Below are 16,251 nucleotides of genomic sequence, written 5' to 3' on the forward strand. Positions count from 1 at the left end.
CCGCGCACGCAACGGACGAGGGGGTCGCTGTCGTACGACAGCGACCCCCTCGTTCCGAGTCGAGAACGGCGCGACGCGACAACCAACCGCCCGGGCGACAGCCGCCCGCCGGCCCCTAGAAGGTGAAGACCTGCGGCAGCAGCGGGTCGATGCCCACCGCGATGAAGAGCAGCGTCAGGTACGTGATCGAGCTGCGGAACACCCGCATCGGCTGCACCTGCTCGACGTGCTGGATCGCCCGGTTGTAGAGCATGTGCGACTCGATCACGAACCACACGCCACCGGCGAGGGCGACCACCGAGTACAGCGGCCCCATGTGCGCGACGGGGATCAGCAGGAGCGAGCACACGAGCGTCGCCCAGGCGTACAGCACGACCTGGAGTCCGACGACCGTGCGGCCCCGGACGACGGCGAGCATCGGCACGTCGGCGGCGTCGTAGTCGTCGCGGTACTTCATCGAGAGCGGCCAGTAGTGCGGCGGCGTCCAGAGGAAGATCACCATGAAGAGGATGATCGGCGCCCACGAGAGCGACCCCGTGACCGCTGCCCAGCCGATGAGCACGGGCATGCACCCGGCCGACCCGCCCCACACGATGTTCTGCGGGGTGCGGCGCTTGAGCCACAGCGTGTACAGGAACACGTAGATCAGGATCGCGACCACGCTGAGCGCCGCGGCGAGCCAGTTGACCAGCAAGCCCAGGACGGCGGTCGAACCGATCGCCAGCACCCACGAGAACACCAGAGCCTGGCGGTCGGTCAGCTCCCCGGTGACGAGCGGGCGGTTGCTGGTCCGCTTCATGAGCCGGTCGATGTCGCGGTCGATGTAGCAGTTGAAGGCCGAGGCCGAACCGGCGGACATCGCCCCGCCGAGGAGCGTCCAGAGCACGAGCCACAGGTCCGGCACTCCGCGCGCGGCGAGGAACATCGTCGGCGCCGTCGTGACGAGCAGGAGCTCCATCACGCGCGGCTTCGTCAGCGAGACGTACGCTCGGACCTTGCGGGACAGCGTCGAACGACGCTCGATGTCGGGCCTGGTCACGGTGGCAGTCGGCAAGGGGACCTCAGTCTGTTCGCTTCAGCTCGCACACTCGGTGGACGACGCCATCGACGTCCGGGCATGCGCTGACCCGGAATGTCCACGGGCCGTCGACAGTTTACGTGATCGAAGCGCCGCGATGTCGCCCCGCTCCCCATCCCGCGCAGAACCGCCTCGGAACGGGGACAGAACCGCAGAACGACGGCCGACACGCCCGGAGCCGCGAGCCGCGACCACCGCGACGGTGAACATCGGGGGTCACCTGAACCCCTTCTGAGTGCCGGGTCAGTATGCTGGAGTCGCCCTCCCGCAGTGTGCCCCGACGAAGCCGGCCAGAACATGCGTCGGTCGGCCGCCGGTGACGGCGACACGACGGAGCCCCGGGACGGGAACCATGTCCGTGCGATGGCACGAGCCCTCGCACATGTCGCTACAGAAGGGTCAACATCCAAGTGGCTGAATTCACCTGGGACGCCATCGACCGGAAGGCCGTCGACACGGCCCGCGTTCTCGCCGCCGACTCGGTCGAGGCCGCCGGCAACGGTCACCCCGGCACCGCGATGAGCCTCGCTCCGCTCGCCCACCTCCTCTTCCAGAAGGTGATGCGCCGCGACCCGAGCGACTCCACCTGGATCGGCCGTGACCGCTTCATCCTGTCCGCGGGTCACGCCTCGATCCTCCAGTACGTGCAGTTCTACCTGCACGGCTACGGCCTCGAGCTCGAGGACCTCCAGCACCTCCGCAAGTGGGGCTCGAAGACGCCGGGTCACCCGGAGTACGGCCACACCGACGGTGTCGAGATCACCACCGGCCCGCTCGGCCAGGGCCTGGCGTCCTCGGTCGGCTTCGGCTACGCGCAGCGCTTCGAGCGCGGCCTGTTCGACCCGGAGACCGCCGACGGCGAGTCCCCCTTCGACCACTTCACCTACGTGATCGCCGGTGACGGTGACATGCAGGAGGGCATCACCAACGAGGCCGCGAGCCTCGCGGGCCGCCAGCAGCTCGGTCGCCTGGTCGTCTTCTACGACTCGAACCAGATCTCGATCGAGGACGACACCGACATCGCGTTCTCCGAGGACGTCGCCGCACGCTACGAGGCGCTCGGCTGGCACGTCCAGCACGTCGACTGGAAGAAGACCGGCGAGTACTCCGAGGACGTCGAGGAGCTCTACCGCGCCGTCGAGGCCGCCAAGGCCGAGACCGGCAAGCCGTCGCTCATCGTCCTCAAGACGATCATCGGCTGGCCGTCGCCGACCAAGCAGAACTCCGGCAAGATCCACGGCTCCGCCCTCGGTGGCGAGGAGCTGAAGGGCCTCAAGGAGGTCCTCGGCTTCGACCCCGACCAGACCTTCCACGTCGACCCCGAGGTCCTCGAGTACACCCGCGGCGCGATCGCCAAGGGCCAGGCCGAGCACGCCGAGTGGAACAAGTCCTTCGACGCGTGGGCCGCGGCCAACCCGGAGAAGAAGGCGATGCTCGACCGCATCAACAGCGGTGAGCTCCCCGAGGGCCTCGAGGAGGCGCTCCCGGTCTTCTCCACCGAGAAGGAGGTGTCGACCCGTGCCGCCTCCGGCAAGGTGATCAACGCCATCGCGCCGCTCATGCCCGAGTTCTGGGGTGGCTCGGCGGACCTCGCCGAGTCGAACCTCACCACGATCGAGGGCGCCAAGTCCTTCGGTCCGGCCGAGGCGTCGACCAAGGCGTGGACCACCGACCCGTACGGCCGCGTGCTGCACTTCGGCATCCGCGAGCACGCCATGGGCGCGATCCTCTCCGGCATCGTCCTGCACGGGAACACCCGCCCCTTCGGCGGCACGTTCCTCATCTTCAGCGACTACATGCGTCCGGCCGTGCGTCTCGCCGCGCTCATGAAGGCGCCGGCGATCTACGTCTGGACCCACGACTCCATCGCACTCGGTGAGGACGGCCCGACGCACCAGCCGATCGAGCAGCTCACCGCGCTCCGTGCGATCCCGGGTCTCGACGTCGTCCGTCCGGCCGACGCCAACGAGGTCGCGTACGCGTGGCTCGAGATGCTCAAGCACACCGACCGTCCGGCCGGCATCGCGCTGAGCCGCCAGAACCTCCCCGTCTTCGAGCGTGGCGAGGGCGAGGCCTCCGGTGACACCTTCGCGTCGGCGAAGAACGTCGCGAAGGGTGCCTACGTGCTCGCCGAGGCGCCGAACGGCACCCCGGACGTCATCCTCATCGGCACCGGCTCCGAGGTCCAGATCGCGCTCGACGCGCGTGAGCAGCTCAAGGGCGAGGGCATCAACGCCCGCGTCGTGAGCGCGCCGTCCCTCGAGTGGTTCTTCGAGCAGTCGGAGAACTACCGCGAGCAGGTCCTGCCGAAGGCCGTCACCGCACGCGTCTCGGTCGAGGCCGGCATCGCGATGAGCTGGCGCGACATCGTCGGCGACAAGGGCCGCAGCGTCTCGATCGAGCACTTCGGTGCCTCGGCCGACTACCAGCGGCTCTTCGCCGAGTTCGGCTTCACGACGGAGCACGTCGTCGCCGCCGCCAAGGAATCGATCGCCGCTTCCTGACCACGAGGGCCGGGTCCGGTACGCCGGATCCGGCCCTCCTGCCGGGAGGCGCGGTGGCAGCCCGCCCCGCGCCTCCCGGCCCACAGACCACGACACCACGGCCCGGTTCGCGACGAGCGCCCGGACCGGTCGACGAAAGAAGAAGAGAAACACATGGCTGAGAACACCCCCACTGCCGCCCTCTCCGAGGTCGGCGTCAGCATCTGGCTCGACGACCTGTCTCGCGAGCTGCTCGAGACCGGCAAGCTGACCGAGCTCATCGAGCAGAAGAACGTCGTCGGCGTGACCACGAACCCGACGATCTTCGCCTCGGCCCTCGCCAAGGGCGAGCGCTACGACGACCAGGTCAAGGAGCTCGCCGAGAAGGACACCGCGGTGACCGACGCGATCTTCGAGATCACCACGCAGGACGTCGCGAACGCCTCCGACGTCTTCAAGCCGATCTACGACCAGACGAAGGGCTTCGACGGCCGCGTCTCGATCGAGGTCGAGCCGGGCCTGGCCCACGAGACCCAGAAGACCATCGAGCAGGCCAAGTTCCTGTTCGAGAAGGTCGGTCGCGAGAACGTCCTCATCAAGATCCCGGCAACCGTCGAGGGCCTCGAGGCGATCACCGAGGTCATCGGTGCCGGCATCTCCGTGAACGTCACCCTGATCTTCTCGCTCGAGCGCTACCGCGCCGTCATCGACGCCTACCTCGGTGGCCTCGAGAAGGCCAAGGCCGCCGGCCACGACCTCTCCAAGATCCACTCGGTCGCGTCGTTCTTCGTCTCCCGCGTCGACTCCGAGATCGACAAGCGTCTCGACGCCGTCGGCTCCGACGAGGCGAAGGCCCTCAAGTCGAAGGCCGGCATCGCCAACGCGCAGCTCGCCTACCAGGTCTGGACCGAGGCCTTCGCCACCGAGCGCGCCCTGGGTCTGCTCGAGGCCGGTGCGAACACGCAGCGCCCGCTCTGGGCCTCGACCGGTGTCAAGGACCCGTCGCTGCCCGACACGCTCTACGTGACCGAGCTCGCCGCGCCGAACACCGTCAACACCATGCCGGGCAAGACGCTCGACGCCACGTTCGACCACGGCGAGATCCACGGCGACGCGATCGCGGGTCAGTACGACGCCGCGAACGAGGTCATGGACAAGCTCGCCGCTGCCGGCATCGACTACGACGACGTCGTGGCCCTGCTCGAGAAGGAGGGCGTGGACAAGTTCAACGTCTCCTGGGGCGAGCTCGTCGACACCGTCACGACGGCACTCGAGAACGCCAAGAAGTAGTGACCGTCTCCATCGCCGCCAGCGGTGACGCGGCGCGGGCCATCGAGACCGTGGTCCCGCGCCTCGTCACCGACCTGGTGGCGTCGGGCATCACCGCCCAGGACCCCGATCTCTGGGGTCCGTCGGCGGCGACCGAGGCCGCATCGCGCCTCGGGTGGGTCGAGGCGGTCGCGGTCTCGCGACCCCTCGTCCCCCGCATCGCCGCGCTCCGCGAGGAGTTCCTGGCGGCGGGGCTCGACCACGTCGTGCTCGCCGGCATGGGCGGTTCCTCGCTCGCGCCGGAGGTCATCACGAAGACCGCCGGCGTCCCGCTGACGGTGCTCGACTCCACCGACCCGGCCCAGGTCAGCACGGCGGTCGCTGACTCCCTCGAGCGCACCGTGCTCGTCGTGTCGTCGAAGTCCGGCTCCACACTGGAGACCGACTCGCAGCGCCGCCTGTACGAACAGGCCTTCCGCGACTCGGGCATCGACCCGGCCGAGCGGATCGTCGTCGTCACCGACCCGGGATCGCCCCTCCACGAGCTCGCCGAACAGGCCGGCTACCGGGTCTTCACCGAGGACCCCGAGGTCGGCGGCCGGTACTCGGCGCTGACCGCGTTCGGGTTGGTGCCGTCCGGGCTCGCCGGTGCGGACATCGCCGAACTGCTCGACGAGGCCGATGCCATCTCGGCCCTCCTCGCCGTGGACCTCGACGAGAACCCCGGCCTCGTGCTCGGTGCGGCACTCGCCGGCACGTCCCCGCTCCGGAACACGATCGGCATCGTCGCGGACGGCACCCACATCGTGGGCTTCGCCGACTGGGCGGAGCAGCTGATCGCGGAGTCGACCGGCAAGGACGGCCGCGGCCTCCTGCCCGTCGTGCTCGAGGTCGACTCCCCCGAGGTCACCGCCGGACTGCCCGACGTGCAGATCATCCGCCTCGTCGGCTCGCGCGAGGCCGAACGGCACGTCGCCGAGGGCGAGGTCGAGATCACCGGGACCCTCGGTGGACAGTTCCTCGTCTGGGAGTACGCGGTCGCGGTCGCCGGCATCCTGCTCGGGATCGACCCGTTCGACCAGCCCGACGTCGAGGCCGCCAAGGCAGCGGCTCGCGCGCTCCTCGAGGGCGACGGCGCAGCCGACGCCACCACCGGCACGACCGCAGCGTTCCAGGACCACGGCGTCACCGTGCAGTGGTCCGGTGTCGCTGCCGGCGGCACCACCGTCGTGGAAGCCGTATCGAGCCTCCTGGCCGCCGTCGGTGACGACGGCTACGTCGCGATCCAGGCGTACGTCGACCGCGGTGTCAACCGCGAGCTCGAAGCGCTCCGCGACATCGTCGCCGACCACGTCGCCCGGCCGGTCACCTTCGGCTGGGGTCCGCGCTTCCTGCACTCCACGGGGCAGTACCACAAGGGCGGACCGGCGACGGGCGTGTTCCTGCAGATCATCGCCGACGACGACACCGACATCCCCATCCCGGGCCGACCGTTCACGTTCGGCCAGCTCATCCGGGCCCAGGCCGCGGGGGACGCACACGTCCTCGCGCAGCACGGCCGCCCCGTGCTGACCCTCGCCGCGCAGGACCTCCCCGCGCTGGCGGACGTGGTCACCGCAGCGGTCTCGGCACCCGGACCCTCTTCCTGACACCAAAGGAGTTCACCGACACATGTCACCGGTGGCGATCACCCCGGAGCACAACCCGCTCCGGTTGCCCACGGACCGTCGACTGAACCGCATCGCGGGTCCCAGCACCCTCATCATCTTCGGCGTGACGGGCGACCTGTCCCGCAAGAAGCTGATGCCCGCGGTCTACGACCTCGCGAACCGGGGGCTCCTGCCGCCCGGGTTCGCGCTGGTCGGGTTCGCTCGACGCGACTGGGAGGACCAGGACTTCTCCCAACTCGTCCACGACGCGGTCAAGGAGCACTCCAGGACCCCCTTCGACGAGGACGTCTGGCGGCAGCTCGAACAGGGCATCCGCTTCGTCCAGGGGTCGTTCGACGACCCGGACGCATTCGTCCAGCTGAAGGAGACCGTCGACGCGCTCGACGCCGAGCGGGGAACGCTCGGCAACCACGCCTTCTACCTGTCCATCCCGCCGAAGATGTTCCCGGTGGTCACGGAGCAGCTCAAGCTGTCCGGCCTGACCGAGAAGCGCGACGGCTCCTGGAGCCGTGTCGTCGTGGAGAAGCCCTTCGGGTCCGACCTCCGCACCGCGCGTGAGCTGAACGCGATCGTCGAGAGCGTGTTCGCGCCGGACGACGTGTTCCGCATCGACCACTACCTCGGCAAGGAGACCGTCCAGAACCTCCTGACGCTGCGGTTCGCGAACCAGATGTACGAACCCATCTGGAACTCGAACTACGTGGACCACGTGCAGATCACGATGGCCGAGGACATCGGCGTCGCCGGACGCGCCGCGTACTACGACGGCATCGGGGCGGCACGCGACGTCATCCAGAACCACCTCCTGCAGCTCCTCGCGCTCACCGCGATGGAGGAGCCCGTCTCGTTCAAGGCCGGACACCTCCGCGCCGAGAAGGAGAAGGTGCTCTCCGCGGTCGAGCTCCCCGAGGACCTGTCCACGGCGACCGCCCGCGGGCAGTACGCGGGCGGCTGGCAGGGCGGCGAGAAGGTGCTCGGCTTCCTCGAGGAAGCGGGCATGAACCCGGAGTCCGGCACCGAGACGTACGCGGCGATCAAGCTGAACATCGCCACGCGTCGCTGGCAGGGCGTCCCGTTCTACCTCCGCGCCGGCAAGCGCCTCGGTCGACGCGTCACCGAGATCGCGATCGTGTTCAAGCGGGTCCCCGAGGACGTCTTCGGCATCCCGCAGTCCCCCCTCGGTCAGAACGCGCTCGTCATCCGCGTGCAGCCGGACGAGGGCGTCACGCTCCGGTTCGGCTCGAAGGTCCCCGGTGTCGGCACCCAGGTGCGCGACGTCACGATGGACTTCGGCTACGGCCACGCCTTCACCGAGGCATCCCCCGAGGCGTACGAACGGCTCATCCTCGACGTGCTCCTCGGTGACCCGCCGCTGTTCCCGCGGCACCAGGAGGTCGAGCTGTCCTGGAAGATCCTCGACCCGATCGAGGAGTTCTGGGCCACGCAGGGCCAGCCCGAGCAGTACCGTCCCGGCACGTGGGGTCCGGCTTCGGCCGACGACCTGCTCGCCCGTGACGGCCGGACCTGGAGGCGTCCATGAAGATCGACCTGCCCGACACCACGGTCTCGAAGATCCAGAAGACCCTGGTCCACATCCGCGAGGAGGGCGGCGCCGTCGCCCTCGGCCGCGTCCTCACGCTGATCATCTCGACGGCCCTCGGCCACGAGGAAGAGGCGATCGCGGCGGCGAACGAGGCGTCCCGCGAGCACCCGATGCGCGTCATCATCGTGTCGAAGAACGACGGGGACATCGCGTCCCCCGGTCGTCTCGACGCGCAGATCCGCGTCGGGAGCGACGCCGGCGCGAGCGAGGTCATCGTGCTCCGTGCGTACGGCGAGACCGCGACCGACGAGGAGAGCCTGGTCACGGGCCTCCTGCTGCCGGACGCGCCCGTCGTCGCCTGGTGGCCGGGAACCGCCCCGTCGAAGCCGGCCGAGTCGTCCCTCGGCCGGATCGCCCAGCGCCGGATCACCGACGCTGCCGCGCAGAAGGACCCGAACGAGGCGATCACCGCGCTCGGGGAGTCCTACGTGCCAGGCGACACCGACTTCGCGTGGACGCGGTTGACGCTCTGGCGCAACCAGCTCGCGGCGGCGCTCGACCAGCCGCCGTACGAGCCGATCACGGGTGTCGAGGTCTCCGGAGCGAGCGACAGCCCGTCGACGATCCTCCTCGCGGCGTGGTTGCAGCTCCGGCTCCAGGTGCCTGTGTCGGTGGTGACGTCGCCGCGGGCGACCGGCTCGAGCGGCATCCACGGCGTCTCGCTCATGCGCGAGTCCGGCACGATCGAACTCGAGCGGTCCCTCGTCGACGTCGCGACGCTCTCGATGCCCGGCCAGCCGACGCACGACCTGTCGCTGCCACGCCGCAACCTGCGTGACTGCCTGGCCGAGGAACTCCGTAGACTCGACCCAGACGTCCTCTTCGGAGACGTCGTCCAGCACGGGGTTGCCCAGCTCCGCGACTCGCTCGCGAGCTGACCAGCACCACAGCGGTCCGGCCGACCTCCCCCGACGGAGGCAGGCCGGCCGGACCGACGGCGGTCACACCGTGTGGCCGCACCACGAACACGGGAGTCACGTGACCAACGAACGGCGGGTGCTGGTGCACCCGGACAAGCAGGCCCTCGGCGCCTCCGTCGCCGCACGCTTCATCACGAAGATCATCGACGTGCTCGACGAGCAGGAGCGTGCCGACATCGCCATCAGCGGCGGCTCGGTGTCGTCCCTGGTCCTCGCGGCCATCGGCCAGTCGCAGGCGCGCGAGAGCGTCGACTGGTCGAAGGTGCACGTGTGGTGGGTCGACGAGCGCTGGGTGCCGGAGGGGGACGCGGACCGCAACGTCACCGGTACGCAGACCGACTTCTTCGACCACGTCGCGATCCCGGCCGAGAACATCCACCCGATGCCCGCGTCGGACGCCGGCCTCGGCATCGACGAGGCCGCCCAGCAGTACGAGCGTGAGCTCGCCGCAGCTGCGCCGGACTCAGCCGTCGCCCCGCGGTTCGACATCGCCCTGCTCGGCGTCGGCCCGGACGGCCACACCGCGTCGCTCTTCCCGGAGTTCCCGCAGCTCTCGGTCACGGACCGCGTCGTCGTCTCGGTGGACGACTCCCCCAAGCCGCCGCCGCAGCGCCTCACGCTGACCTACCCGGCGATCAACGCCTCGCAGCGGGTCTGGGTGATCCTCTCCGGTGCCGAGAAGGCGTCCGTCCTCGGACTCGCCCTCGCCGGGGCGTCCGTGGACGAGGTCCCCGTCGGCGGCGTGCAGGGCCGGAAGCGCACCGTGTTCTTCGTTGACCAGGACGCCGCGCGCGACGTCCCGGAGAACCTCATCGCGTCCACGTACTGATCGTTCGCACGTCCCGACGGGAGGCGCGGTGCCGGCTGGCACCGCGCCTCCCGTCGTTCTGTGGGTGGGGCGACCCCGAGGTTCCACAATTACGGAAAACCTCGGGGCGCCCCAGCGGAGCGTCGTGGAACCGCGGCGGACCCGAGCGGCGAGTCGTGGAACCTCGACGGTGCGCGCGGGACGGGCACGCCCGTACGCCCGGCCGGTGCGCGCGGGACGGCCCCGCCCGTGCGCCCGCCCGAACGCCCGCCCGAACGCCCGCCCGGACGTCGGCCCGGACGACGCCCCGCACGCCGGCCCGCGTCCGCCCGGCCCCGAGTGGTCACGACTCCCCGCGCGCGAAACGCCGAGTGGTCGGGAACCGTCGGCCGCGCAAACTCGCAGCGACAAGACGTGACCGTTCGCCGGAGATGAGCGGGGTGTCGTGACCACCCGGGCGGTGCCGGAAGCGACGACGAAGGCCCCCGTACCGATCTTCGGTGCGGGGGCCTTCGTGACGTCTGGTGCTACTTCGCGGTACCGCGACGCTGCCGGAGCTGCTGGAGCGCGTCCTCGAGGAGCTGCTCTGCCTCTTCCTCGGTGCGACGCTCCTTCACGTACGCGAGGTGCGTCTTGTACGGCTCGGTCTTCGTGACCTGCGGCGGGTTCTCCTTGTCACGACCGGCCGGGAGCCCGGTGGACGGCGAGTCGACCGTCTCGGGGATCTCGTCGTCGGGGAGGTTCGCGGCGAAGTACCGCACGACTTCGTTGCCGAGGGCGTCCCAGTACGAGACCGCCACACGCTCGGCCTGGACCCCGCGGTCCTGCTCCCCCATCGGGCCCGCACCGACGCGCGAACCCCGGATTGCACTGCCTCCGGATGCCATGGATCAGCTCCCCGCCGTGAACTTGTTGATGAGCCCGAGCACGATGATGCTGGCGATCCAGAGGAGGCCGAGGATCACCGTGATCCGGTTGAGGTTGCGCTCGGCTACGCCGGACGCCCCGAGGTTGCTCGTCACACCGCCGCCGAACATGTCGGAGAGACCGCCACCGCGGCCCTTGTGCAAGAGGATGAGGAGCGTGAGCAGGAGACTCGTGATGGCGAGGAGGACCTGCAGCACGACGGAGAGTATCGCCACGACGTACCTTTCGTGTCAGTCAGCCGTACCAGTGTACCGGCCGAGCAGGGCTCGGCCGGTCCACCGGACGGGAGTGGTGCGGAAGAACGTCGATCAGAGACCGACGTGCTGACGGAAGCGCGCGATCGCCGCGAACTCCTGCACGTCGAGCGATGCCCCACCGACGAGTGCTCCGTCGACGTCGGGCTCGCGGAGGAACCCCGCGATGTTCCCGGACTTCACCGAACCGCCGTACAGCACGCGGGTCTCGGCGGCGGCCTCGTCACCCCAGGCTGCGGCGATGCCCCGACGCAGAGCAGCGCACTCGTCCTGCGCCTGCTCGGCCGTCGCCGCCTGACCCGACCCGATCGCCCAGACCGGCTCGTACGCGACGACGATCTCGGCGGGCTGCACGGCGTCGAGCACGACCTGGAGCTGTTCGACGGGAACGACACCGGGGCCGCGGCTCTCGCGCTGCTCGCCGGTCTCACCGACGCACACCACCGGGACCAGCCCGTGCTTGACGGCGGCGGCGGTCTTGGCGGCCACGACCTCGTCGGTCTCCCCGTGCACCGTGCGGCGCTCGGAGTGCCCGACGATCACGTACGCAGCGTCAAGCGCGGCGAGGAACGCCCCGGACACGTCCCCGGTGTAGGCACCGGAGTCGTGCTGGGACAGGTCCTGCGCGCCGAAGCGGATCGGGAGCTTGTCCGCCGAGATGAGCGTCTGCACACTGCGGAGGTCCGTGAAGGGCGGGAACACCGCGACCTCGACGTCGTCGAAGTCGTGGCGCGCGTCCTTCAAGGTCCACGCGAGCTTCTGCACGGTCGCGATGGCCTGGAGATGATCAAGATTCATCTTCCAGTTGCCGGCGATCAGCGGCGTGCGGCTCATCGGGTCCACCCCAGTGCTTCGAGACCCGGCAGCGACTTGCCCTCGAGGAACTCGAGGCTCGCACCGCCACCGGTCGAGATGTGCCCGAACTGGTCGTCCGAGAACCCGAGCGAGCGCACGGCCGCGGCGGAGTCGCCACCGCCGACGACCCCGAGGCCGTCGACCTCGGTGAGCGCCTGCGCGACCGTCTTCGTCCCGGCGGCGAAGGCCGGGAACTCGAACACGCCCATCGGGCCGTTCCAGAACACCGTCTTCGATCCGGACACGGCCGACGCGAAGCGTGCTGCGGTCTCCGGCCCGATGTCGAGGCCGATGCCGTCGCTGCCGAACGACGACGACTCGATGGCGTCGGCGCGGACGGTCTCGTGGTCGGCGTCGGCCGAGAAGCCGGACGCCACGACGACGTCGGTCGGCAGGTCGATCGTGACGCCGAGCTCGTCGGCGCGCGACAGGTACTCGCGCACGACGTCGAGCTGGTCCTGCTCGAGCAGCGACTTCGCGACGCCGTGGCCCTGTGCCGCCAGGAAGGTGAACAGCATGCCGCCACCGATGCAGAGCGTGTCGACCTGCGGGAGCAGGTGGTCGATGACGCCGAGCTTGTCGCTCACCTTCGACCCGCCGAGCACGACCGTGTAGGGGCGCTCCGGGTCCTTCGTGAGCCGCTCGAGCACGCGCAGTTCGGTCTCGATGAGCTCACCGGCTGCCGAGGGCAGTATGGAGGCGAGCTCGTACACCGAGGCCTGCTTGCGGTGGACCACGCCGAAACCGTCGGACACGAACGCGTCCCCGAGCGCCGCGATGCGTTCCGCGAACTGCTGGCGCACAGCGGCGTCCTTCGCGGTCTCCTCCGGGTTGAACCGGAGGTTCTCGAGCAGGACGACGTCGCCGTCCTCGAGGGCCTCGACGGCGGCGGTGGCGTCGTCACCGACGGTCTCGCCGACGAACGTCACCGGCTTGCCGAGCAGCTCGGAGAGCCGCTGCGCGACGGGCGCCAGCGAGTACTCCGGCGCCGGCGACCCGTCGGGTCGGCCGAGGTGGGAGATCACGACGACGCGGGCGCCGGCCGTGATCAGCGTGTTCAGCGTGCCGAGCGACGCGCGCACGCGGCCGTCGTCCGTGATCGAGCCGTCCTTGAGCGGGACGTTCAGGTCACAGCGGACGACGACGCGCTTGCCGGCGAGGTCGCCGAGGTCGCCCCAGTGATCGGGGCTCCCCAGAGTACGGAGGCTCATTTGTTACAGGCGCTCGCCGACGAACTCGGTCAGGTCGACGAGGCGGTTCGAGTAGCCCCACTCGTTGTCGTACCACGAGGTGATCTTCACGAGACCACCGATGACCTTGGTCAGGCCGGAGTCGTAGATCGAGGAGTGCGGGTCCGTGGTGATGTCGGTCGACACCAGCGGGTCCTCGCTGTACAGCAGGATGCCCTTGAGCGGGCCCTCTGCTGCCTCCTTGTACGCGGCGTTGATCTCGTCGACCGTGACCTCGGCCTTGGTCTCGAGCGTCAGGTCGGTGATCGAGCCGGTCGGCACCGGGACGCGGAGCGCGAAGCCGTCGAGCTTGCCGGCGAGCTCCGGGAGGACCAGGCCGATGGCCTTCGCCGCACCGGTCGAGGTCGGGACGATGTTGAGCGCCGCGGCACGGGCACGACGGGGGTCCTTGTGCGGGCCGTCCTGCAGGTTCTGGTCGGCCGTGTAGGCGTGGACCGTGGTCATGAGACCGCGCTCGATGCCGAACTTGTCGTGGAACACCTTGGCGAGCGGCGCGAGGCTGTTCGTGGTGCAGGACGCGTTCGAGATGATGTTGTGGTTGGCCGGGTCGTACTGGTCCTCGTTCACGCCGAGCACGATCGTGACGTCGTCGCCGGTGGCGGGCGCGGAGATGATGACCTTCTTGGCACCGGCGTCGATGTGCTTCTGCGCGTCGGCGGCCTTGGTGAAGAAGCCGGTCGACTCGATGACGATGTCGACGCCCAGCTCGCCCCAGGGGAGGTTGGCGGGGTCGCGCTCCGCGAGGACCTTGATCGGCTTGCCGTCGACGACGATGTTGTCGCCGTCGAGCTCGACCGTCGCCGGGAGCTTGCCCGTGATCGAGTCGAACTTGAGCAGGTTCGCGAGAGCGGTGTTGTCGGTGAGGTCGTTCACCGCCACGATCTCGAGGTCGCTGCCCTTGGCCAGAGCGGCCCGGAAGAAGTTACGGCCGATGCGGCCGAAGCCGTTGATACCGATCTTGACGGTCAATGGATCTCCTGTTGGTGTGGAGCGCCCGGGGGCGCTGCTTTCGCGAGGCGCGAGCCCTCTGCGGGCCCACGTGTGGTGGACGATACGCCCCGTAACGCCGCCGAAACGAGCCTAGCAGTCTGACCCTGCGCGACGGCGACGGATGACGGCCCGCAACGACGGACCGGAGGCTCCCCACCGGCACGGCCGGAGGAGCCGACCTCAGGCGCCCTCGAGCTCCTCGGGGACGCTGGCCTCGGTCCCGGGGACGTCGAGCTCGACGGCCCGCTTGTCCGCCATCGCGAGCAGGCGCCGGATGCGCCCCGCGATGGCGTCCTTCGTCATGGGCGGGTCCGCGTGCTGACCGAGCTCGTCGAGCGACGCGTCCCGGTGCGCCAGCCGGAGCGATCCGGCGTACTGCAGGTGGTCGGGGACCTCGTCGCCGAGGATCTCCAGCGCACGCTCGACCCGGGCGCACGCGGCCACGGCGGCCTGGGCGGAGCGGCGGAGGTTCGCGTCGTCGAAGTTGACGAGGCGGTTGGCGGTCGCGCGGACCTCGCGACGCTGCCGCATCTCCTCCCACTCGGCGGTGGTGCGGGCGGCCCCCATGACGGTGAGCATCTGGCCGATGGCCTCGCCGTCGCGGATCACGACGCGGTGCACGCCGCGCACCTCGCGGCCCTTCGCGGCGATGCCGAGGCGCGACGCGGCACCCACGAGCGCCATTGCCGCCTCGTTGCCGGGGCACGTCACCTCGAGGGCCGCCGCACGACCGGGGTCGGTCAGCGTCCCGGCGGCGAGGAACGCCCCGCGCCAGATCGCGGCGAGGTCCTCGCGGTTGCCGGTGGTGAGCCGGTTCGGCAGCCCACGGACCGGACGACGACGCGCGTCCATGAGCCCGGTCTGACGGGCGAGGGTCTCCCCCGCCTCGAGGACGCGGACCAGGTACCTGGTGCCCCGACGGGCCGAGGCGGACGAGCCGACGGACGCCTCGCTCCGGACGCCGTAGAGCTCGGCGAGGTCCTTGCGGACGCGGTGCACGATGATCCGGGTGTCGAGCTCGACCTCCACCGCGATGCGACCGGAGATGACGTGCAGGCCGCCCGCGAACCGCAGGATCGTCGCGAGTTCGGCGGCACGGACCGTGTTGCGGCCCACGACGACCCTGGCCAGTTCGTCCTTGACCTCGGCAGTCAACGGCACAGCATCATTCCTAACGTTTCTTCGGGGTGGGGCTCGCGGGACCCCCGGCGCAGCCGTGTGGAGCGGCCGGTGGGACGCTCACTCCCGGCCGAGATCTCGGTTCTTCACACGCACGGCGACGTTGGGCATCCCGCGGACGAGACTCGCCAACTCGGCGACGATGGCGACCGAGCGGTGCTTGCCGCCGGTACAGCCGATGGCGATCGTAGCGTGTCTTTTGTTCTCGCGCTGGTAGCCGTCCAGGACGGGCTCGAGCACGGCGGCGTACCGGTCGACGAACGTGCGGGCTCCGGACTGGGCCAGGACGAACTCCGAGACGGGGGCGTCGAGCCCGGAGTGCGGCCGCAGTTCCGGCACCCAGTAGGGGTTCGGCAGGAACCGGACGTCGGCGACCATGTCGGCGTCGGCGGGCAGCCCGTACTTGAAGCCGAAGCTCATCAGGGTCACCTGGACGCCGGTGAAGCGGTCCTCGGCGAACTTCTCGACGACGGTGTTCGCGAGCTGGTGGATGTTCAGGTCGGAGGTGTCGATGATGACGTCGGACGCCTCACGGAGCCCGAGCAGCCGGTTCCGCTCCCGTGCGATGCCGTCCAGCAGGGTGTCCTCGCCCTGCAGCGGGTGCGGCCGTCTGACCTGCTCGAACCGCCGGACGAGCACCTGGTCGGTCGCCTCGAGGAAGAGCACGCGGACCCGCGCCGAGGTGCTCGCACGCAGCTGCTCGACCGCGGCCTCGGGGTCGGTGAAGTGCCGCCCACCGCGGACGTCGACCACCGCGGCGAGCTTCGGGATCTTCTCACCGGCACGGTCGGCCAGGTCCGTCAGCGGTCCGAGCATCTGCGTCGGCAGGTTGTCGACGACGTACCAGTCGAGGTCCTCGAGCGCCTTGCCGACGGTCGACCGGCCCGCCCCGGACATCCCGGTGACGATGAGGACGTCGTGCTGGGGCTTCGCTTCGGTGTCGTTCATCTGCGAGATGTGCTCCG

Annotated in this window: 14 protein-coding genes; 6 read left to right on the top strand and 8 right to left on the bottom strand. The window is 69.9% G+C overall.

Annotated features, from left to right (window positions below):
* Positions 1-115: 115 nt before the first annotated feature.
* Complete coding sequence (locus tag FS641_RS00080; RefSeq protein ID WP_144758216.1) at positions 116-1,039, bottom strand: heme o synthase; 924 nt, start codon at positions 1,037-1,039, stop codon at positions 116-118.
* Positions 1,040-1,488: 449 nt separating this feature from the next.
* Between FS641_RS00080 and tkt the strand changes: the two genes are divergently transcribed.
* The 6 genes from tkt (at position 1,489) to pgl (ending at position 9,852) form a co-directional block, all read left to right on the top strand.
* Entirely contained in the window at positions 1,489-3,582 is a 2,094-nt protein-coding gene (gene tkt / locus FS641_RS00085; protein ID WP_144758218.1) for a transketolase, read from the top strand.
* Between the two features lie 153 nt (positions 3,583-3,735).
* The gene (gene tal, locus FS641_RS00090; protein ID WP_144758220.1) at positions 3,736-4,851 is read left to right on the top strand and encodes a transaldolase; all 1,116 of its coding nucleotides are present in this window, start codon (positions 3,736-3,738) and stop codon (positions 4,849-4,851) included.
* A complete protein-coding gene (locus tag FS641_RS00095) occupies positions 4,851-6,479 on the top strand; it encodes a glucose-6-phosphate isomerase (RefSeq protein WP_144758222.1) in 1,629 nt (542 codons plus the stop codon). Before tal ends, FS641_RS00095 begins: the two co-directional genes overlap by 1 nt.
* Positions 6,480-6,501: 22 nt before the next feature.
* Positions 6,502-8,040 (top strand): glucose-6-phosphate dehydrogenase, encoded by a 1,539-nt coding sequence (zwf, locus tag FS641_RS00100; RefSeq protein WP_144758224.1) that lies wholly within the window; start codon positions 6,502-6,504, stop codon positions 8,038-8,040.
* The gene (locus tag FS641_RS00105; protein WP_144758226.1) at positions 8,037-8,981 is read left to right on the top strand and encodes a glucose-6-phosphate dehydrogenase assembly protein OpcA; all 945 of its coding nucleotides are present in this window, start codon (positions 8,037-8,039) and stop codon (positions 8,979-8,981) included. Before zwf ends, FS641_RS00105 begins: the two co-directional genes overlap by 4 nt.
* 100 nt (positions 8,982-9,081) lie before the next feature.
* Positions 9,082-9,852, top strand: a complete 771-nt coding sequence (gene pgl, locus FS641_RS00110) for a 6-phosphogluconolactonase (RefSeq protein WP_144758228.1) — start codon at positions 9,082-9,084, stop codon at positions 9,850-9,852.
* A gap of 506 nt (positions 9,853-10,358) precedes the next feature.
* Here the strand turns inward: pgl and FS641_RS00115 are convergent.
* From FS641_RS00115 to rapZ, 7 genes are all read right to left on the bottom strand, one after another.
* On the bottom strand, positions 10,359-10,718 hold the full coding sequence (locus tag FS641_RS00115) for an RNA polymerase-binding protein RbpA (protein WP_144758230.1): 360 nt from the start codon (positions 10,716-10,718) through the stop codon (positions 10,359-10,361).
* Between the two features lie 3 nt (positions 10,719-10,721).
* Positions 10,722-10,973 (bottom strand): preprotein translocase subunit SecG, encoded by a 252-nt coding sequence (gene secG, locus FS641_RS00120; protein ID WP_144758232.1) that lies wholly within the window; start codon positions 10,971-10,973, stop codon positions 10,722-10,724.
* A gap of 93 nt (positions 10,974-11,066) precedes the next feature.
* On the bottom strand, positions 11,067-11,846 hold the full coding sequence (gene tpiA, locus FS641_RS00125; protein ID WP_144758234.1) for a triose-phosphate isomerase: 780 nt from the start codon (positions 11,844-11,846) through the stop codon (positions 11,067-11,069).
* Positions 11,843-13,078: a phosphoglycerate kinase gene (locus FS641_RS00130; RefSeq protein ID WP_144758236.1), complete on the bottom strand. Its 1,236-nt coding sequence runs from the start codon at positions 13,076-13,078 to the stop codon at positions 11,843-11,845. Before FS641_RS00130 ends, tpiA begins: the two co-directional genes overlap by 4 nt.
* Before the next feature lie 3 nt (positions 13,079-13,081).
* Positions 13,082-14,086 (bottom strand): type I glyceraldehyde-3-phosphate dehydrogenase, encoded by a 1,005-nt coding sequence (gene gap / locus FS641_RS00135; RefSeq protein WP_144758238.1) that lies wholly within the window; start codon positions 14,084-14,086, stop codon positions 13,082-13,084.
* A gap of 201 nt (positions 14,087-14,287) precedes the next feature.
* Positions 14,288-15,268: a DNA-binding protein WhiA gene (whiA, locus tag FS641_RS00140; RefSeq protein WP_144758240.1), complete on the bottom strand. Its 981-nt coding sequence runs from the start codon at positions 15,266-15,268 to the stop codon at positions 14,288-14,290.
* Positions 15,269-15,346: 78 nt separating this feature from the next.
* Positions 15,347-16,234 carry an RNase adapter RapZ gene (gene rapZ / locus FS641_RS00145; protein WP_144758242.1) on the bottom strand — a complete coding sequence of 296 codons (888 nt, stop codon included), beginning with the start codon at positions 16,232-16,234 and terminating at the stop codon, positions 15,347-15,349.
* Positions 16,235-16,251: the final 17 nt, after the last annotated feature.

It is taken from the genome of Curtobacterium sp. 9128 (assembly GCF_007673775.1).
Lineage (GTDB): Bacteria > Actinomycetota > Actinomycetes > Actinomycetales > Microbacteriaceae > Curtobacterium.